Here is a 19,960-nt window from a genome sequence, read left to right on the forward strand (position 1 = left end):
ATTGGTTACTATATTTAACATTATGAATAGAATGTTTTTATTTATGCAGGCCTTATTGCTTTTATGCGGAGCATCTCTGTCATGCTCTTTTAACTCCAATAAAGCGCCTGATGAAAAAATAAAAGTTGCTGAAGGATACAGCTGGGAGGTCTATGCTGAAGGACTTAAGAGTGTGGACAATCTTGCAAAGACACCTGACGGTTTATTGTTTGCCACACTTGAACTGAACTCTCCTGACGGAGAACTGATAATGATAGACCGCGACGGCAAGGCGACATCTGTCATGAAAGGGCTGAACCGGCCGGACGGGCTTCGCGCAAGAGGATTTAAATTATACATCCTTGAAGAGTCACGCAGCGGCAGGGTAATTGAATATGATGTCAAGGCATTTAAACACAGAGTAATGGCTGAATTCGACAATCTTGAAGGCATAGCAGTTATCTCTGATGAAGAGATCGTCATAGCTGAAGACAAAAAAGAAGGCAGGCTTATCAAGCTGTCACTTTCAGGAGATAGAACGGTTCTGTGGGAGGGGCTGAGTAACCCGGAAGGGATAGCAGTTGATAAAGAAGGCGTGATCTATATTGCTGAAACAAAAACCGGCAAGGTGCTTTTTTTAAAGGGCGATGAAAAGGGGATACTTCTGCAGGGGCTTCATGAACCTGACCAGCTTGCGATCGATAATGACGGCGCTTTGTGGATCGCTGAGGATGTGAATCCTGGGCGGCTGCTCCGATATTATAACGGGCTGCTTGAAACGATCGTTGAGGGGCTGAATGCTCCTCAGGGCATTCTGACAGACGGGAAAGACATATTGTTGGCGGAACAGGAACTTGGCCGGATAATTCATCTTAAGAGAAAACAGAAGTGATATCTTTCACGCAGTGAACCGCAGGGTCAGTTAACCGCTTTTATCTTTACCGCGCAGATAGGTGAGGAGCCGTCATGAGACAAAGAGGTGAGGTTGTTTATCCTTGCATGGTGAAAATGCACCGGCGCGAATATTGTGCCTTCTGGAACTTCCTCTGAGATCTGGGCTTTTATTAATACTGAACCATTTTTTGATGATAGGTTCACAAAGCCGTTATCTCTGATATTATATCTTTCCGCGTCAGCCTTGCAGACCTGAATGAATGCTGATGCGATGGCGTTGCCCAGGTTTCTGGACATTGCCGAGAGCGCGCCTGAATGCTGCATAAGGTTGCCGGTTATCATCCTGAGAGGGAATTCAGTGTCATATTCTCCGACCGGTGTATATGTAACAGGGTTGAATGTCATCTTCAGCTGGCCTGATTCGGATTTCCTGTTTTTGATCTCTTCCTGCAGTCCTGTGATATCTTTAATGCCTATTTCAGCGCCCATCGCCTTTGAAAGGTTTTTCAGTATCTGCCAGTCAGCCACAGATTTTTCAAACGGTTTGACAACCCTTTTTACCTTCTGAGCGATCCCTCCGGCGTTAATAAATGTGCCGTCTTTTTCAGACCAGCAGGATGCCGGCAGCACAACATCGGCAAGTTTTGCGGTATCGGTCAGCGTTATATCCTGAACAACGAGAAAGTCCAGGCCGTTCAGCGTCTTCTCAACGGTTGCTGAATCAGGGAAGGTTACAACAGGGTTTTCGCCCATGATGAATAATGCCTTGACCGCTCCTTCTTTGTATAACATCGATATTGCGTCCTTCCCAGGTATCTCAGGCCGCACGCCTGCTTCCCACATGCCGAAGGTGTTGCAGTATTCAGCAGGCATCTGAAGGCTGGAAGGTTTTTCCCCGGTCAGGATGATAAGGTTTGCAGCTGCAAGCGCGGTGTCAATGCCTTTGGTATTCTCTGATGCCCCAAGAGTCAGGCTGATAAGCCTTGACTTGGCAGTTAAAAATTCTCTTGCTGTTTTGATCAGCATATCTTCGCTTATTCCGGTTATCCTTGAGACAGCGGCAGGGGAATAATCATTTGCAGTCTCTGCGAGGAAAGAGAATCCCTCAACTTTTGATATTTTATCCTTATCATAAAGCCCTTCGTCAAGCGCTACCTTGATTATGCAGTTCAGGAGCGCCACGCCGGTGCCGGGCTTTATTCTCAGCCAGCGGCTGCTGTGGCGCGTGAGCTTTGTCTCGCGCGTGTCCGCAACGATAAGGTTTGTCCCTTCCCGCTCCGCCTTCAGAAAGTTAAGGCCCCAGACAGGGTGGGTGGATGAGATGTCTGATTCGATGACAAGTATTGCCTCTTTGCCAAGAGGCGAGTCATGCTCAACAGGAAGGCTCTTTAAACCAAATGCCAGATCCACCGCCTCGAGTATCTTTGCATACCCGAACCTTGCGGAAGAGTCGATGTTGTTGCTGCTGTTAACGCTCTTCATGAACTTCTGCAGCATATAGTTGTCTTCCACAGTGCATCTTGGCGAGCCGATAGCGCCTATCGAATCAGCTCCGTGGGCATGCTTTATTGACTGGATATTGTCAGCTATAAATTTCAGTGCCTCATCCCATGAAGCCTCTTTAAAGCTGTTGCCTTCTTTTATGAGCGGGGTTGCGAGGCGCTTTTCAGAATATATAAAATCATAGCCGAACCTCCCTCTGCTGCAGAGGTTGCCTTTGTTGATCCCATTATCTTCAACTCCCCTCGCCCTCATTATCTTTCCATCTTTCATGTCATACGTGACCGTGCACCCGACACCGCAGTAAGGGCAGATATTATCGTGAGACTCAAGGAACCATGCTCTGGCGCTGTGCCTGTAAGACCTTCTCCCAAGTGCGCCGACCGGGCATGCATCTATGCATTGGCCGCAGAACTCGCAGTCAAGCCTCTCCTCAAACGCAGGGCTGATCTTTGATTCAAAGCCCCGGCCTATTATATTTATTGCGCCGACTCCCTGAAGTTCGCCGCAGACCCTGACGCATTTGCCGCAGAGCACGCACCTGTTGCTGTTTCTCTCAACAAATGGGCTTCCTGTGTCTGCGGGGTCATGTTTTTTCTTCGCCTTAAAACGGCTGTCAGCAGCACCGTATTTAAATGCGAGATCCTGAAGCTTGCATTCACCTGCCTTGTCGCAGACCGGGCAATCAAGAGGATGATGTATTAGGAGAAGCTCAAGTACCGTCCGCCTTGCCTTAAGCAGCTTCGGTGTCTCGGTCTTGACTGACATCCCGGGTGTTACCGGAGTGGAACAGGCGGCAAGAAGTTTCATCTGCCCCTCAACCTCCACGACACAGAGCCTGCACGCGCCGTATGGCACCAGGCGTTTGTCATAACAGAGGTGCGGGATATCTATCTTATTCTGAAGGGCAGCCTCAAGTATGGTCGTGCCTTCAATGACTGAAAGTTGTTTGCCGTTTATTGTGATATTTACCATCTTATCCTCAATGTCAATATTCTATTTTTTGCTTTGCGCAAACATATTGCCCGGGCCTATCTTTAATGCCCCGAACTTGGCCGGGCATGCGATATAGCATGAGCGGCACTTTATACAGAGATCGTTATCTATCTTGTGAGGCTGTTTCTTTTCACCTGTTATGGCGCCTTTGGGGCATGCCTTGAGACACAGGCCGCAGCCTTTGCAGAGCTCAGGGTCTATATAAAAGGTTGAGAGTTCTTTGCAGACCCCTGACTTGCACCAGCCGTCTATTATATGTGACTCATATTCATGCTTGAAGTATTTTATGGTCGTGAGTATAGGGTTTGGAGCTGTCTGTCCGAGCCCGCAGAGCGAGGTGTTGATGATATCATGAGAGAGGTCAAGGAGAAGGTCTATGTCGCTCTCTTTTCCCCGTCCTTCAGTAATGTCTATAAGTTTATCCAGCATCACCTTTGTACCTATCCTGCATGGGGGGCATTTGCCGCACGATTCGTCAGCAGTGAACTCAAGGAAGAACTTTGCGACATTGACCATGCAGTTCGTATCGTCCATAACGACCATTCCGCCTGAGCCTACTATCGCTCCTGTGGCATTGATGGATTCATAGTCAACAGGCGTGTCTAAAAGGCTCTCAGGTATGCATCCGCCTGACGGCCCTCCAAGCTGGACTGCCTTATACTTCCGCCCCTTTTTAATTCCTCCGCCAATATCAAATATGACGGTTCTTAAAGGTATGCCCATCGGCACTTCAATAAGCCCTATGTTATTGATAGCGCCTGTAAGCGCAAAGACCTTTGTGCCGGTGCTCTTTGGAGTTCCTAACTGTTTGAACCAGTCGGCTCCGTTTATGATTATCTGCGGAACGTTTGCATATGTCTCAACATTATTAAGCACTGTCGGCTTATCCCAGAGTCCCTTAAAAGCGGGGAATGGCGGCCTGGGCCTCGGCATGCCGCGCTTGCCCTCAAGTGAACGCATGAGCGCTGTCTCTTCACCGCAGACAAAGGCGCCTGAGCCGAGGTATATCTCTATATCAAGGCTGAATCCGCTGTTGAGTATGTTATCTCCAAGAAGGCCCGCCTCTTTAGCCTGGTCTATGGCAAGCTGTAGCCTTTTTACGGCAAGCGGGTACTCTGCCCTTACATATATGTACCCTTTAGTTGCGCCTATCGCTTTTCCGGCAATTATCATGCCCTCAAGCACAACGTGAGGGTCAGCCTCCATGACGCTTCTGTCCATGAATGCCCCGGGGTCGCCCTCATCACCGTTACAGAGGATGTATTTGGTATCAGATATTACTTTTGAGCAGAACTCCCATTTAAGCCCTGTCGGAAACCCTGCTCCGCCCCTGCCTCTGAGCCCGGAGTCTTTCATGATCTTGATTATCTCTTCCGGGGTCAGCTCAAGAAGCGCCTTTGCTGTTCCCTGATAGCCGTCTCTTGATATGTAATCCTCGATATTCTCAGGGTCTATCATGCCTTTATTTCTAAGTGCCCTCAGAACCTGGAGTTTGAAGAAGGGGATGTCATTCATCAGAGGAACAGAGGTCTTTGCCTCAGGCTCTCTATACATTAACTTTTCAACAGGCCGGCCTTTGAGAAGATGCTCTTCTACTATCAGGGGGATATCTTCGATCTTGAGTTTTTGATAAAAGATGCCTTCAGGTTGTACAGACATTATCGGCGCATTGGAGCAGAAGCCGTTGCAGCCGGTAAGGACTATCTGTATCTCGTTCTCCAGCCCCTGTTTTTTGAGTTCATCAACAAGGGCATCTTTGACCTTTAGGGCATTGCAGGCAACACAACCCGTTCCTGCGCACATCATTATGTTGGCCCTGTAATTCTGCATCTAAACTCTCCCGATACAATAAATCAATATTGATATAACTGCCGCAAAACTTAGTAGGTTGTTTCGCTTCCTATGACCAGAGCGTATTTTTCAACGATATTGCCGCCCATAATATGTTCCTTGAATATCTCCTGCATCTTTTCTTCGTTCAGCGCCTTATATTTGACAGGCGGATGGCCAAGTATATCTATGGTGACCATCGGCTCACTGCTGCAGAGCCCGGCGCATCCTGAAGTAGTGACAATTATGTCTGACGTGCCGCTTTTTTCTATCTCCGCCATAAGCGTGTTAATAATAGCCCTTGCACCGGCAGCGATACCGCATGTACCCATATGTACAGTCACCTTTGCCCTGTAGCCGCCTTCTCTGAGCGTAAAGGTAGACTGGTGTTTCTCTTTTATCTTCTTCAGGTCGTCTATCGTCAGTTTGGCCATTGTTAACCTCTCATTCCCCTGTTATAATTTTTTATTGCCGAGTCTCACTCATATGCGGCAAGTATCTCCGCGGTCTTGACCGGGTTGACTGAAGCGTGTGTATCATGGTCAACAACAACAACCGGAGCAAGCCCGCACGCGCCGAGGCATCTGACGCTTTCCAACGAGAACCGGTTGTCTTTTGTGATCTCTTCGACATTTATACCCAATGCTTCCTTGAGCTTCTCCATGATCTCTTCAGCCCTTTTAACATAGCATGCCGTTCCAAGGCAGACCTTTATCACATGCCTGCCCTTGGGTTTCATGCTGAAGAAGGAATAGAATGAGACCACCCCATGCACTTCTGCCACAGGGATATTGATCCCTCTTGCTATCTTCCGCTGCACAGAGGCAGGCAGATAACCTATGAGTTCCTGGGCCTGCTGAAGAATAGGGATGAGGCCTCCGGGAGTATCACGATGATTGGCGATTATCTTATCAAGCTCATCAGACTTGGCAGCTATCTCTTTTTCTTTGGCAGCCATAGCCTCTTCTTCAGAACTTTTTTCGTATGATCTCCTCTCCCTCATAAAGCTTACCGCCTTGAATGCGGCATCAATAAGTACCGGCTGGGTAAAGGGCTTCGGGAGATAATCAACAATGCCGAGTTTGAGTGTTTCCCTTATGGAATCCTGCGTGGGATTGTCTGCGATAGCGACTACGCCTGTGCCGGGCTTTGAATTATTGATCCATCTTATGACTTCAATGCCGCTGTCTTCAGGCATTTCAATATCAGTGAAGACGATATCGTATTCATTCTTCTGAAGGAAATCGATCGCCTCCGGCCCGCTTCCTGCGCTGTCGATAGTGTAGCCCTCATGCCTGAGGATATTCTCGCAGCTCTTCAGAACGTCCGGTTCATCATCAACTATCAGGATCTTGCCGTTATGCGTCATGATATCTCCATAAGGAGTGATTAACTTTAAGGCTATTATATAAATCTTATCGTAATATGGAAAATATCTTAACAGTATTATGTATTGTTTAGCCACGAGTTAATACTGTTTTTAATAAATTTTATGACTTCCGTAGAGTTAAGAGGCACATCGCCAAGCTCTTCCCTCAGTTCTTCGGTATCCAGGCTGTATATATCTCCGTCACGGTCGTGCTCATATCTGAAATTTATCGCAGGGTGGCAGTAGATAAGCGTTGATATTGTGCTGCCGATGTCTCCAAGAGGCTTTCTGTCTATGTGGCCATGCCGGAACGAGGCTGTAATGGAAGTGCCTATTCCTTCACCAGTCTCAATTTCAACCTTTCCTCCGCACTCTTCCGCCATCTGCTTAAGGAGCGGGATTCCCAGCCCGATATTGCCGCGCACTTTTTTTGTCGAGAAGAATGGGTCTGAAGCATTAAGAAGCGTCTCTTTGTCCATGCCTTTCCCGTTATCCCTGACCTCAATCATCAGGATATCTTTAGGCACATCCTCTTTGATCCTTATCAGGATTTTATCAGCCCCGGCATTGATAGAGTTCTCAGCGATGTCGAGTATATGAAGTGAGAGGTCTCTCATGTGGTTATCTCCAGACCGCCTTTCTGCCGTTTATATTCTTTAAGGCATATGTCAGTTCTGTGAAGGTCGGTGCTTGCATGGTAAAGACTGTCGTCCTCTTGCCTATATCATCAAGCCTGTGCGCGTCAGAAGATGAGACCCAAGTGAAATTGCTGTAATTGCCGTAGAGCTCGTTTGCCTTGTCAAAGGATATTTGCGAAGAGAACTCAAGGGCGTCGAGCATGCAGTCATCAGGGATAAAGCCTAACTGTGATATTATCCCGAAACCATCTCTGTCGATATGAGATGCTATTGCGATGCCGTTGAGGCTATGGACGGTATCTACAAGCGATTTTGCGGTAATGCCTGTTGCTGATATCAGCAGCCTGTCATTGAAGCCGAGAACATCATCCTCTTCGTCAGCGATCACCTGCTCTCCGAAAATTTCAGGGTCATTCTTGCCGGGCATGAGTTTATTATAAACCCACTCCTGAAGCTTCATGATGCCTTCGGGCTTTTCAAAAAGGGCGAGTACGTGCACCTCTTCTACGGTACATACCTCCATGCCGCAAAACACAGTCAGCCCGCTTCCTTGTGCGGAGCGTATTACGGCTTCGGCGTTTTCAGCAGAGTTGTGGTCTGTGACGGCAATTATATCAATGCCTCTCTCATGGGCGGTTTTAACAATAGCCTTAGGAGACATCTCAATATCTGCGCATGGCGAAAGACAGGTATGTATGTGCAGGTCAGCTTTGAATTGCTTCAGCATGAATGTCACATGATCATCTTGTATATTTTGCCTGCGATCTCGAATGCTGAAAGGCTGCTCGACAGGATGGTGACCTTCTCTGAGTCAGCCCTTTTCAGCGTCTCTTCATCAACTTCTCTTCCGTTGACGACTATGATGCCTGAAAGGTTCTTAAGGTTTGCCACAGCCAGTATATTGGTATGGGCCTGAATCGTTATCCAGATATCTCCTTTTTTGCTGTTTGCCATTACATCAGACAGCATATCGCTGATGTAACAACCTGATACATCTCTGTCAGTTCCCTCGTTATACGTCAGAACTTTCAGTGAAAGCTCCTCGGCCAGATCAGCCAGTTTCATATTTTATCTCCTTTGTTTTTATCAAGGTTTATTATTATTTCAAGGCTTGTCCCTTCGCCTACTACTGAATCAATTTTAAACTCATCAGAGTTCTTCTTTATATTGGGAAGGCCCATGCCAGCCCCCCAGCCCATCTTCCTTACCCAGTCAGGGGCTGTTGAATAACCTTCCTTCATTGCCAGGTTTATATCCTTTATGCCCGGGCCCATATCTTCGATCACGATCCTGAGTTTTTCAGGAGTAATATAGTAACGAAGCCATCCGGCCGCAGCGTGGATGATAACGTTCATCTCTGCCTCAAAGGCAGCGGTGCATGCCCTGCTCACAATATCTTCATGCAGTTCAAGCGCGATGAGCTCTCTCTTGAGCTGCATGGATACCTCGCTTGCCCTGCTGAAGTCCCCGCCGATTATCTGGCATGAGTTCTCAATCGCTTTATCATTTCCGCACTGTTTATCAGGCTTTTTATCTTCTTTCAATTATTCCTTTCATTGCAACTGATATATTTCGCATTATGCTTTCTCAAAATAAGGCAGCCTTACATAAAAACTTGTTCCCTTGCCAATCGTGCTTGAGACGTTAATATGTCCTCCAAGGTGTTTGACTATGCCGTGGCTCACGGAAAGGCCGAGGCCGGTGCCGTGCTCATCTGATTTGGTTGTAAAGAATGGTTCAAAGAGTTTAGACATATCCTCGTCCTTTATGCCGGTTCCCGTGTCAGTGAATTCTATCTCAACAAAAAGATTGCCGCCTTCTGATACTTTTCGTGTTGCAATAGTGATCTCCCCTTTTTCTGACATTGCGTCCGAGGAATTTATGAGCATATTGATGAATATCTGCTGAAGCTGGTTTGTAACCCCTTGTGTTATCAGTTCCCCTTCTGCGAAATCTTTATTGAATTTTACATGCTGGAACTTTTCCCCGTTCTGCACCATAGTCAGCGTCTGCTCCACAATGCGGTTCACATCAATGGCCTCTTTCCCGGGGGCTGTGGCGCGCGCAAAGGTCTGAAGGTTCTTCACAATGCCTGAGCATCGTTCAGCCTGCTCAATTATTATATTTAGTCCTTCTGCCTCAGGGCTGTCATCCGGAAAGCTGTTCTTCATGAGACGAGCCTGTGTGATAACTCCTGTCAGCGGGTTAGTTATCTCATGCGCTACTCCGGCTGACATCCTGCCGAGGGAGGCAAGTTTTTCAGTCTGCATCAGCCCGGCGTGTGTCCTCTGTATAGCCTCGGTCTTTTTGGCTATCTCAGCCTCAAGAGTCTTTGTCCAGGATATCCTCTGGTCTTTTGCCGCCTTCAGGTCCTTGAGCATGGAGTTGAATGTGCTTGCCAGTATTCCAATCTCATCAAAGGATTTGATCTGCGCCGAATAATCGAGATTTCCACCGGCTACATGTTCCATGCCTTTGGCGAGTTCGTTAACAGGTTTGGTCACTATCTTGTAGTTGATTATGCCGAGGAACAATGATATCGCAAGCACAAAGATCAGGACATAAGCTGTAAGCGCGAGCCCCTGCTTAAAGAGCGTTTCGTCAAGCAGCGCCAGAGATATATCAGCTTCGATAAACCCCAGTATCTTCTGCTCCTGAGGATGAACATGGCAGGCAGCGGTATAGCAGGAGGGTTCATTGTTTATCGTGTCGACAAGTTTTAATGTTGTGACCCCTTCAGCGCTTTTATAGAAATCCCATTTTTTAGGCACCGGTAAAAACATCGACGGTTTTGCGGTATCCAGATGGCATCCTGTGCAGGTTATTGAATCTCTGCTGACTGAATTACCGACATCACTTTTGTTTGAAGAATAAGATATATTGCCTGAATGGCCGAATATCCTTACCCGTTCCACACCCTGCGCAGTGTTTATGTCTTCGAGCGTCTCCTGGATCGCATCTTTGTGAAGGGTGAGCATGCTGAAGCGGGTGCTCCTCTTTATGAAATCAGTAAAAGAGTTCCCATACTCAACCGCAATTGACATAACGTCTTTCTGCTGCTTAAGGAAGATGGCAAACCAGAAGATAAAACTCAGTATGACTATCAGCAGGCCGGTGGCGATGATAAGTTTCGCGGCAATGGACCTTTTCGGATGAAGGAATATGTTACGCATGGCTAATCCTTATAATTGCCGGCCGGCTTGTATATGCAGTAATATATCATTTTTTCTGATTATACAGTTTTCTCATTATTTTGCAAAATCAGGATATTCTTAATACAATCCCTATTATTAATATATAAATAAGTTATTCAAAAGTATTAATAAGGATGCTTAATAATTGTTGACATGGCCATATATTTTATGTGTTAATCAATCTGTTATGCCCGGAACTTATATACCATCACATTATCTGCCTGTAATCGTAATACTTGTTTTTTCCGTACTCGTGGGTATGGGAGCAATGGTAGCCGGGCTCCTTGTGAGGCCCAGAAGGCCTTACGCCCAGAAGCTCGAACCGTATGAATCCGGCAACCTTCCTATAGGCGAGCCGCGCTTAAGGTTTTCTGTCAAATTCTATATCGTAGCCATGCTCTTTGTCGTCTTTGATGTGGAGGCGGTCTTTCTATACCCGTGGGCGGTCTCTTACGATAATCTTGGGATATTCGGATTTGTCGAGATGATGATATTTATTTTTATACTCTTGGTCGGATATGCATACGCATGGAAGAAAGGGGCGCTCAATTGGGAATAATTGAACCTGAAGATGTTTCTGACAAGCCGCATCTCATAGAGGTTGAGGAAGGCATAAAGCTGATCCCCGGGTCGAATGTATTTATTTTGACTCTGGACAAGGTGGTAAACTGGGGCAGAAAGTCATCTATATGGCCGATGACATTCGGGCTTGCGTGCTGCGGCATTGAGATGATGTCTGCAGGCTCAAGCCATTATGACCTTGACCGCTTTGGTATTATTTTCCGCGCATCTCCCAGGCAGGCGGACCTTATGATAGTTGCGGGAACGGTAACAAAGAAGATGGCGCCTGTTGTCAGAAGGGTGTATGACCAGATGCCTGAGCCGAGATATGTAATGGCGATGGGAAGCTGCGCATGTTCCGGCGGGATATTCAATACCTATTCTGTTGTGCAGGGGTGTGACTGCTTCCTCCCTGTTGATGTATATGTTCCGGGATGCCCGCCGAGGCCTGAGGCTCTTATGGAAGGGCTGATAAAGCTTCAGGAGAAGATAGAGAAGGAGCATTTCAGATGGAGCCCCTGGAGGTAAGCAGCTTACAGCTTAAATTATGGAACCATTAGAGATAGCGGAAAAACTAAAAAAACAATTTGCCAAAGAGATAGTTGATATATCTGAGTTCAGGGGCCAGGTCTCTGTAACGGTAAAGCGGGAAAGGATACTTGATATCTGCCATTTTTTAAAGGTGGATCCTGATTTAAAGATGGACTATCTTGCCGACCTTTGCGGGGTTGACTATCCTGAGAGAAGATTTCGTTTTGAGGTTGTATATAACCTTTACTCATTAACGCACCGCCATCAGCTCAGGATAAAGGCGCTTCTGCCCAGCGATGCACCGACCATCGAGAGCGTTATCTGGATATGGAAAGGCGCAGGCTGGCACGAGAGGGAGGCTTATGATATGTTTGGCATAATCTTCAACAACCACCCTGACCTGCGGCGCATCCTTATGCCTGAGGAATGGGAAGGTCACCCGTTAAGAAAAGATTATCCTCTCAAAGGTTCTGAAACATGGGAGTATCAGGATTATCAGGATGCCAAGATCCTCCATACCAGCGATGATGAATGGAATATCGACAGCAGTTCTTAAGGAAATATTTTAAAGCGGCTATTTGTGGGCAAGCATACTATGGAAAATAAGAGCGGACAGGGGAACAGCAGGGTAAAGACAGAAGAGTTGACGCTCAATATGGGGCCTCAGCATCCTGCCACCCACGGCGTCCTGAGGCTTGTGCTCGACCTTGACGGCGAGACCGTTGTAAAGTGCACGCCGCATATAGGATACCTCCACAGGGGAGTTGAAAAGCTATCTGAACATTCGACATATCTTCAGGTATTGCCTCTTACAGACCGTCTCGATTATATATCTTCAATGTCAAACAATATCGGCTACTGCACAGCGGTTGAGAGGCTTTTTGATATAGAGGTGCCGGAAAGGGCTCTTTATATAAGGACTCTCACCGGAGAGATGGCGCGTATATTGAGCCATCTACTATGGCTTGCCACACATGCACTTGATATAGGCGCGATGACGGTCTTTCTCTACTGCTTCAGGGAGAGGGAGAAGCTTGTGGACCTTTTTGAAAGGCTCTGCGGCGCAAGGCTCACAGTGACCTATCCGAGGATAGGCGGAGTTAAGAGCGATGTGGATGACGAGTGGCTGGATGACCTTTATAAATTCACAGAAGAGTTTCCAACAAGGGTCTTGGAGTACGAGACTCTAATAGATAAAAACAGGATATGGCTCAAGAGGACAAAAGGCATAGGCGTCATCTCTGCTGAAGAGGCTGTTGACTGGGGGCTCAGCGGGCCTACTCTCAGGGGTTCGGGGGTTGCATATGATGTCAGAAAGTTCATGCCCTACGGCGTTTACGATAAGCTCACATGGGAAGTGCCTGTCGGAAAGAACGGCGATATATATGACCGTTACCGTGTGAGGATGGAAGAATTCCGCCAGTCCAACTCGATAATAAAACAGTGCATAGACCAGATGCCTGCAGGGCCCATACTTGCTGACGAACCAAAGTTCGTGCTTCCTGCAAAGGAGAAGGTGCTTGAGGATATGGAGCATATGGTTCATCAGTTCATTCTTATGACAAAAGGGCCTCAGACAGCCCCTAAGGGCGAGATATATGTCGCGACAGAGGCTCCTAAAGGAGAGCTCGGATTTTATATTGTGAGCGACGGCACAGGTAAGCCTTACAGGATGAGGGTGAGGGCACCGTCTTTTGTTCATGTTTCGGTCCTGCCGAAGCTGTGCGAGGGCAATCTTGTTGCTGATGTTATAGCAAATATCGGGTCTATAGATATAGTTCTTGGTGAATGTGACAGATAATATTATTTCCGGTTTATGAGCACAACAGGAACAATAGAAAAGGAGATGAAAATATATGTTATGTAAAAAGTGCGGCACAGGCAACCAGGAAGACAGCAAGTTCTGCAAGGACTGCGGCGGGCGTATGGAAAAGTCCATTGAAGGGTATATTGCAAGCGCGCTGCTTTACCGCCGCCGCGGCGGCCCCGCATCTCTCGGCCTCGCAGTCATTGAGATGGACGAGGCTCTTAAGCTCGACCCTAACGACGCCGAGGCGAATTACTTCATGGGCAAGTTTATGTATGACGGCGGATTTGTCGAGGATGCAATCGAGTTTTACGACAAGGCGCTTAAGTCAGAGCCCAAATGGGCTGATGCTTATTTTGCCAAGGGCATGGCTTATTACCGCATGTGCAGCATAGACAAGGCTATCGAGACCTTTGAACAGGTAATAGCTATTAATCCTGAGTATGTCGGAGCTTATTACTTTGCCGGCATTACCTATTATCACAAAGGAAGAATGGGCAAGGCTATCGAGAACTTTAAAGAGGTTGTGCGAAGGGACCCGAAATACGCGGTTGCTTATTATCACCTCGGCAGGTCATACACAAAAAAGAACCTTATGAAGGAGGCTATCAAGGCGTTTGAGAGCGTTATAGCCATTAATCCGACAGATGCCGATACATTCTTTCATCTTGGATTCTCCTATGCAAAGAGCGGCATGACAGACAAGGCCATAAAGACTCTTGAGAAGGCGGTTGACCTTGATCCGAACGATGAGAACTCAAGAAGGCTTCTTATGGAACTTATGATGATGTAGTGGGAAGCAAATAGTTAAGAGTTGAAAGTGAAAAAAATACATTGACCATATGATTGAATTCGCAATACTTATCTTAAAGATAGCTGCCTTAATCAGTGTTGTCCTGCTGCATGTTGCCTATGTCGTTTATTTTGAGCGTAAGGTCATAGGGCATATGCAGGCTCGCATGGGGCCCATGAGGGTTGGGTGGCACGGGCTGCTACAGCCTATAGCCGACGGCATCAAGTTATTTTTTAAAGAGGATATTATGCCTGCGAAGGCTGATAAGCCGATCTTTTATATCGCGCCTGTCCTGGGTGTTGTTGCGGCGCTGGCTTCTTTTGCCGTGATACCATTCTGGGAAAAATTTTCCGTTGTCAACCTTGATATCGGCCTCCTCTATATCCTTGCACTTTCATCTGTCGGTTCATACAGTATAATCCTTGCCGGCTGGGCATCTAATTCAAAATATTCTTTCCTGGGCGGGCTGAGGTCTTCAGCGCAGGTCATAAGTTATGAGATAGCTATGGGGCTCAGCCTTGTAGGCGTCATGATGTTTGCAGGCAGCGCTGACCTGAAACAGATCGTCATTGCGCAGTCATCTCTTCCTTTTATATTTTTACAGCCCATAGCCTTCTTTGTCTTTGTCATGGCTGCGATCGCCGAGACCAACAGGGCGCCGTTTGATATGCCTGAGGCAGAGACAGAGCTGGTTGCCGGTTATGCGACCGAGTACAGCGGCATGCGTTTCGGACTCTTCTTTATGGCTGAGTATGCCGGCATGTTTGTAATGTCAGCGCTCGCCAGCGTATGCTTCTTAGGCGGATGGAGCGGGCCTGATTTCTGGATATTCGCGCATGTGCCTAAAGTTGTATGGTTCCTCTTAAAGATATACGCTTTTATATTCTTTTATTTCTGGATAAGGGCTACGCTTCCGAGATACAGGTATGACCAGCTCATGAGCCTCGGCTGGAAGCTCTTTATCCCTTTAGCTTTGGCAAACATTGTTATCACAGCTTTGATAAAGCTGTTATGGGTATGACATTTAAGGAACTGTTAAGAAAAATATTTTTTATAGAGATAATCGGCGGCCTTGGCCTTACAATGAGGGAGCTTTTCACGCCTGCGGTCACAAGGCAGTACCCGAAGGAGAAGAGGGTGCCTTTCCCCGGAGCGAGAGCGCTGCACGCTCTTGTCAGGAGTGATGTGACAGGCAAGGCAAAATGTGTGGGCTGCGGCCTCTGTGCTGCCGTCTGCCCGTCTAAATGTATCCACATCTATACAAGCGACGGCGAGGATCATATGAAGGTGGTTAACAGGTATGAGATAGATGTGCTCAGGTGTATCTTCTGCGCTTTCTGTGTTGAGGCGTGTCCTTTCGGCGCTATCGCGCTTACTGACCACTTTGAGTATTCAGGCTACACAAGAGAGGAGTTCTACTATACAAAGGAACGCCTGCTGGAGAACTGGGATAAGTATATGGCAGGAGACAAGGGAAAGGTATATTTTGAGAAGTTCTGGGGACCGAAGTCAGCGGACATCGCACACAAGGCAGCTGAAAACATAGCAGCAGGAGGAGGGGCATGACACTCCCGCAGATATTTTTTATTTATTTCGCAGTAATGCTTACAGGCCTTTCCATACTTGTTGTTACAAGAAGGAATCCTGTTCACGGCGTTATGTGGATGCTTATACTCTTTATTCACATAGCAGGGCTTTACCTTTTTCTTAATGCCGAATTTCTTGCAGCCATTCAGATAATAGTCTATGCGGGCGCGATTCTTGTGCTATACCTCTTTGTTGTTATGCTTCTTAACCTCAGAAAGATAGAGAAGGAGAGGAAGTTCCAGAGCATCTGGATAGTCGGCCTGCTCGTATCCGCGGCATTTATTCTCCTGCTGCTGCCTGTGCTGAGCGAGTTTGCGGTATATCCTGCTATTGGCGAATATTCTATCGAAAAGATAACTTCAGATGGACATATAAAGGTCATCGGAAATATTTTATTTACAAAGTTCCTCTTGCCGTTTGAGATAGCATCGCTGATATTGCTTGTCTCAATAATCGGGGCTGTGGTCTTATCAAAGAGGAAACTTGATTAGGAGGAAACTGTGGTACCTTTAAGCTGGTATGTAATGTTGAGCGCTGTGCTGTTCAGTATCGGGATATTCGGTTTTCTGGTCAGGCGCAACCTTATAATGATCTTTCTCTCCATGGAGCTGATGCTTAACTCCGTGAATATCAGTTTTGCGGCATTCAGCCATTACCTTCAGTCCATGACAGGGCAGGTGATGGTCTTTTTTGTAATTACTGTTGCGGCGGCAGAGGCGGCGATAGGGCTTGCAATACTGATAGTCTTTTACAAGAACAACCCGACGCTCAATTCTGATGAGATAAATTTATTAAAGGGATAATAGAAAAATTAATTTTATGAAATATATTTTAATCCCATTACTTCCGCTGGCTGCTTTTTTAATTAATATCCTCTTTGGCAACAGGATAAAGGAGAAGGCGCACTGGATAGCTGTGCCTGCTGTCATCGGATCGTTTTTGCTTGCGCTGTCGGCATTTTTTGATGTCAGTTCAGGGCAGGTGATCAAGCTTGAAGTATATAAATGGCTCGTATCAGGCAGCTTCAGCGTTCCTATCGGCTTCCTCATAGACCAGCTGTCTGCCATAATGCTTCTTGTTGTTACATCCATAAGCTCTCTGGTCTTTATATATTCCATAGGTTACATGCATGGCGATAAAGGCTACTCAAGATACTTCGCATATTTAAGCCTCTTTGTATTTTCCATGCTCATGCTTGTTATGGCGGACAACTTCATCCTCCTCTATTTCGGATGGGAGGCGGTCGGTCTATGCTCATACCTTCTGATAGGATTCTGGTTTGAAAAGAGCTCTGCGGCAAACGCAGGCAAAAAGGCGTTCATTGTGAACAGGTTCGGCGATTTCGGTTTCGGGCTGGGCGTGATACTCATATTCCTTACTTTTGGAAGCATTGAATACATGCATGTATTCAGCGGCGCGGGCTCTGTTATCGGACAGACGGTAAACCTCTTCGGCTATCAGGTCGACACGGTTACGCTTATATGTCTCCTATTATTTTGCGGAGCTATGGGAAAATCTGCGCAGATGCCTCTTCATGTCTGGCTTCCGGACGCGATGGAAGGGCCGACGCCTGTCTCTGCATTGATACATGCGGCTACGATGGTCACGGCAGGTGTTTATCTTGTTGCGCGCTGCAACCCGCTATTCAGCCTTTCGCCCACAGCAATGACGACCGTTGCGGTTGTGGGAGGTGTCACTGCGATATTCGCTGCTTCAATAGGCCTTGTTCAGAATGATATAAAACGTGTCATAGCCTATTCAACCATCAGCCAGCTTGGATATATGTTCCTCGCGCTTGGCGTCGGCGCGTATACAGCCGGTATCTTCCACCTTTATACTCACGCTTATTTCAAGGCATTGCTCTTCCTTGGTTCAGGCAGCGTTATTCACGCAATGGGCAATGAGATGGACATGCGGAAGATGGGCGGCCTGAAAAAATATATGCCGGTCACCTACTGGACGTTTATAATCGCCTCGCTCAGCATCTCCGGTATACCCGGCCTGTCCGGATTCTTCAGCAAGGATGAGATATTGTGGAGGGCGTATATCTCCGGAGGTGATATGGGCAAGTTCCTCTGGATACTTGCCACTGTCGCAGCGTTTATGACAGCCTTTTATTCGTTCAGGCTTATCTTCATGACTTTCCACGGCGAGTTCCGCGGGACAGAAGAGCAGAAGCACCACCTTCATGAATCACCCGCAGTTATGACCGTTCCGCTGATACTGCTTGCGGTTGGTGCAGTTGCAGCCGGATGGGTAGGCATATCTCCGCTATTTCTTGAACATGGGGACAAGATAGGAGAGTTCCTTGCGCCGGTGCTTGGGCATCCGGCAGGTGAAGGCTCTCATAGTGAAGAGATGATGATCATGGGCGCTTCTGTAATTATCAGCATCGCGGGTATCATGACCGCAGTACTTTTCTATATCTCAAAGACCGGCCTCCCTCAGAAGTTCGCAGCGGCATTTAAGCCTGTCTATACAATGCTCTATAACAAGTACTGGGTGGATGAACTTTACGCCAAAGCAATTGTAAATCCGTTCATCAAGGCGTCTGACAGGATAATCCTCGGTTTCTTTGACACCAGGCTTATAGAGGGAGTAGTCAACGGCGTCCCAAGCCTCATCGGGTCGTTCAGCCGCGGGCTGCGCAAGATGCAGACAGGCCTTATATCATCTTATGCATTTATGATGGCAGCCGGAGTGCTGATAATAATCGGAATGATGTTTTTCTTATAAAAGGACGATAGATGCAGGAAATATACTTTCAATCTGAATATCCGATCTTGAGCTTTATAGTCTTCCTCCCTCTGATAGGGGCGGCGGCGCTGCTTTTCATGAGCAATGCCAGGGCTGTGAGGTGGACAAGCCTCATTGTTACAGCAGGCGTTATGTTCATATCTATTCCGGTATTGACCGGTTTTGACAAGACTACATACCTTATGCAGTTCGGCGAGAAGTACGAGTGGATACCTTCATGGGGCATAAACTATTTTATCGGCATTGACGGCATCAGCATACTGTTCATCTTCCTCACGATCCTGCTGAGCATACTTTCGGTGCTTGTATCCTGGAAGTCTGTACAGACAAAGGTCAAGGAATTCCATATCGCATTGCTCCTGCTGGAGACAGCAGTACTCGGGGTTTTTGTCTCTCTTGACTTCTTCCTCTTTTATCTCTTCTGGGAGATGATGCTGATTCCCATGTTCATACTTATAGGTGTATGGGGCGGCAGCAACAGGATATATGCCGCTGTTAAGTTCTTTCTCTTTACCCTTGTCGGCAGCGTGCTTATGCTTGTCGGCATTGTGGTGATATACTTTTACGCGGGCGGTACTCTGAACATACTCGCGCTAAGCGAAATGAATATGCCGGTCCGCCTTCAGTACTGGCTCTTCCTTGCTTTCTTTGCCGCCTTTGCCGTGAAGGTGCCGATGTTCCCTTTCCACACATGGCTTCCTGATGCTCACACAGAGGCGCCTACAGCAGGCAGCGTGATACTTGCAGGCGTGCTCATAAAGATGGGCGCATATGGTTTCCTGAGGTTCTCAATGCCTATGTTCCCGGCGGCTACAGAATATTTTGCGCCGCTGCTCATGATATTGTCTGTCATAGCGATCATCTACGGAGCGTTCGTTTGTTTTGCGCAGAAGGATCTCAAGCGGCTCATCGCGTATTCAAGCGTCAGCCACATGGGTTTTGTCACCCTCGGGCTCTTCGCGCTGAACACGCAGGGCGTTGAGGGCGGGATACTCCAGATGCTTAATCACGGCATCATTACAGGCGCGCTCTTTTTGATGGTGGGCATGATCTATGAGAGGACGCACACAAGGCAGATAGCTGATTACGGCGGGTTTGCAAAGCTCGTCCCGTGGTATGCCGGCATCTTCATGATATTTACCTTTGCATCAATAGGACTGCCGGCTACGAACGGCTTCATCGGAGAGTTCCTGATCATACTCGGAGCATTCACCGTAAAAAATACCTATGGAATACTTGCGGCAACCGGAATCATTCTCGGCGCGGGATATATGCTGTGGCTGTATCAGAGGATATTTTTTGGGAAAGTGGTGGAGGGCATATCTGTTTCTGATCTCGACCTCAGGGAGGTCATGATACTGCTCCCGTTAATATTGCTCGTATTCTGGATAGGGTTGTATCCCAATCTCTTCCTTGGCTATATGCACGTTTCTGTTCAGCATCTTTTAAGAGGGATTGAGATAAATAATACGGCTGGGTTCATGCTCGACTACATGCAATGGTTATCAGGAGGCAACTGATTTG

At 47.3% G+C, this 19,960-nt stretch carries 20 protein-coding genes and 1 pseudogene; 12 read left to right on the plus strand and 9 right to left on the minus strand.

Annotated elements, in window-relative coordinates; translation table 11 throughout:
* Positions 1-55: 55 nt before the first annotated feature.
* Positions 56-871 (plus strand): SdiA-regulated domain-containing protein, encoded by an 816-nt coding sequence (locus tag Q7U10_10715; protein MDO8283073.1) that lies wholly within the window; start codon positions 56-58, stop codon positions 869-871.
* 26 nt (positions 872-897) lie between these two features.
* Here Q7U10_10715 and nuoG read toward each other — a convergent pair whose 3' ends face one another.
* From nuoG to Q7U10_10760, 9 genes are all read right to left on the minus strand, one after another.
* Complete coding sequence (gene nuoG / locus Q7U10_10720) at positions 898-3,348, minus strand: NADH-quinone oxidoreductase subunit NuoG (GenBank protein MDO8283074.1); 2,451 nt, start codon at positions 3,346-3,348, stop codon at positions 898-900.
* A 21-nt stretch (positions 3,349-3,369) separates the two neighbouring features.
* Positions 3,370-5,199: an NADH-quinone oxidoreductase subunit NuoF gene (nuoF, locus tag Q7U10_10725; GenBank protein MDO8283075.1), complete on the minus strand. Its 1,830-nt coding sequence runs from the start codon at positions 5,197-5,199 to the stop codon at positions 3,370-3,372.
* 50 nt (positions 5,200-5,249) lie between these two features.
* Positions 5,250-5,633: a (2Fe-2S) ferredoxin domain-containing protein gene (locus Q7U10_10730; protein MDO8283076.1), complete on the minus strand. Its 384-nt coding sequence runs from the start codon at positions 5,631-5,633 to the stop codon at positions 5,250-5,252.
* A gap of 44 nt (positions 5,634-5,677) precedes the next feature.
* Complete coding sequence (locus tag Q7U10_10735) at positions 5,678-6,568, minus strand: NAD(P)H-dependent oxidoreductase subunit E (protein MDO8283077.1); 891 nt, start codon at positions 6,566-6,568, stop codon at positions 5,678-5,680.
* Between the two features lie 77 nt (positions 6,569-6,645).
* A complete protein-coding gene (locus Q7U10_10740; GenBank protein MDO8283078.1) occupies positions 6,646-7,185 on the minus strand; it encodes an ATP-binding protein in 540 nt (179 codons plus the stop codon).
* 4 nt (positions 7,186-7,189) lie between these two features.
* Entirely contained in the window at positions 7,190-7,933 is a 744-nt protein-coding gene (locus Q7U10_10745; protein ID MDO8283079.1) for a PHP domain-containing protein, read from the minus strand.
* Between the two features lie 5 nt (positions 7,934-7,938).
* Complete coding sequence (locus tag Q7U10_10750; GenBank protein MDO8283080.1) at positions 7,939-8,271, minus strand: DRTGG domain-containing protein; 333 nt, start codon at positions 8,269-8,271, stop codon at positions 7,939-7,941.
* Positions 8,268-8,750, minus strand: coding sequence for an anti-sigma regulatory factor (locus Q7U10_10755; GenBank protein MDO8283081.1), 483 nt, complete (start codon positions 8,748-8,750; stop codon positions 8,268-8,270). The genes Q7U10_10750 and Q7U10_10755 overlap by 4 nt, the downstream gene beginning before the upstream one ends.
* Before the next feature lie 33 nt (positions 8,751-8,783).
* The gene (locus Q7U10_10760) at positions 8,784-10,379 is read right to left on the minus strand and encodes an ATP-binding protein (protein MDO8283082.1); all 1,596 of its coding nucleotides are present in this window, start codon (positions 10,377-10,379) and stop codon (positions 8,784-8,786) included.
* A gap of 223 nt (positions 10,380-10,602) precedes the next feature.
* On the opposite strand from Q7U10_10760, the gene ndhC reads away from it, so the two are divergent.
* From ndhC to Q7U10_10815, 11 genes and pseudogenes are all read left to right on the plus strand, one after another.
* Entirely contained in the window at positions 10,603-10,959 is a 357-nt protein-coding gene (ndhC, locus tag Q7U10_10765) for an NADH-quinone oxidoreductase subunit A (protein MDO8283083.1), read from the plus strand.
* Positions 10,929-11,489 carry an NADH-quinone oxidoreductase subunit B family protein gene (locus tag Q7U10_10770; protein ID MDO8283084.1) on the plus strand — a complete coding sequence of 187 codons (561 nt, stop codon included), beginning with the start codon at positions 10,929-10,931 and terminating at the stop codon, positions 11,487-11,489. The genes ndhC and Q7U10_10770 overlap by 31 nt, the downstream gene beginning before the upstream one ends.
* Positions 11,490-11,508: 19 nt before the next feature.
* Positions 11,509-12,048, plus strand: coding sequence for an NADH-quinone oxidoreductase subunit C (locus tag Q7U10_10775; GenBank protein ID MDO8283085.1), 540 nt, complete (start codon positions 11,509-11,511; stop codon positions 12,046-12,048).
* Between the two features lie 39 nt (positions 12,049-12,087).
* Entirely contained in the window at positions 12,088-13,293 is a 1,206-nt protein-coding gene (nuoD, locus tag Q7U10_10780) for an NADH dehydrogenase (quinone) subunit D (GenBank protein ID MDO8283086.1), read from the plus strand.
* A gap of 55 nt (positions 13,294-13,348) precedes the next feature.
* Complete coding sequence (locus Q7U10_10785) at positions 13,349-14,092, plus strand: tetratricopeptide repeat protein (GenBank protein ID MDO8283087.1); 744 nt, start codon at positions 13,349-13,351, stop codon at positions 14,090-14,092.
* 49 nt (positions 14,093-14,141) lie between these two features.
* Positions 14,142-15,113, plus strand: a complete 972-nt coding sequence (gene nuoH, locus Q7U10_10790; GenBank protein ID MDO8283088.1) for an NADH-quinone oxidoreductase subunit NuoH — start codon at positions 14,142-14,144, stop codon at positions 15,111-15,113.
* Positions 15,110-15,535: pseudogene (locus tag Q7U10_10795) on the plus strand (NADH-quinone oxidoreductase subunit I). The gene nuoH and the pseudogene Q7U10_10795 overlap by 4 nt, the downstream one beginning before the upstream one ends.
* A 119-nt stretch (positions 15,536-15,654) precedes the next feature.
* Positions 15,655-16,170 carry an NADH-quinone oxidoreductase subunit J gene (locus Q7U10_10800; GenBank protein ID MDO8283089.1) on the plus strand — a complete coding sequence of 172 codons (516 nt, stop codon included), beginning with the start codon at positions 15,655-15,657 and terminating at the stop codon, positions 16,168-16,170.
* Between the two features lie 9 nt (positions 16,171-16,179).
* Complete coding sequence (nuoK, locus tag Q7U10_10805) at positions 16,180-16,482, plus strand: NADH-quinone oxidoreductase subunit NuoK (GenBank protein MDO8283090.1); 303 nt, start codon at positions 16,180-16,182, stop codon at positions 16,480-16,482.
* Between the two features lie 16 nt (positions 16,483-16,498).
* Positions 16,499-18,415, plus strand: coding sequence for an NADH-quinone oxidoreductase subunit L (gene nuoL / locus Q7U10_10810; GenBank protein ID MDO8283091.1), 1,917 nt, complete (start codon positions 16,499-16,501; stop codon positions 18,413-18,415).
* A gap of 11 nt (positions 18,416-18,426) precedes the next feature.
* Positions 18,427-19,956: an NADH-quinone oxidoreductase subunit M gene (locus tag Q7U10_10815; GenBank protein MDO8283092.1), complete on the plus strand. Its 1,530-nt coding sequence runs from the start codon at positions 18,427-18,429 to the stop codon at positions 19,954-19,956.
* Positions 19,957-19,960 lie beyond the last annotated feature (4 nt).

It is taken from the genome of Thermodesulfovibrionia bacterium (genome assembly GCA_030646035.1).
GTDB lineage: Bacteria > Nitrospirota > Thermodesulfovibrionia > UBA6902 > UBA6902 > JACQZG01.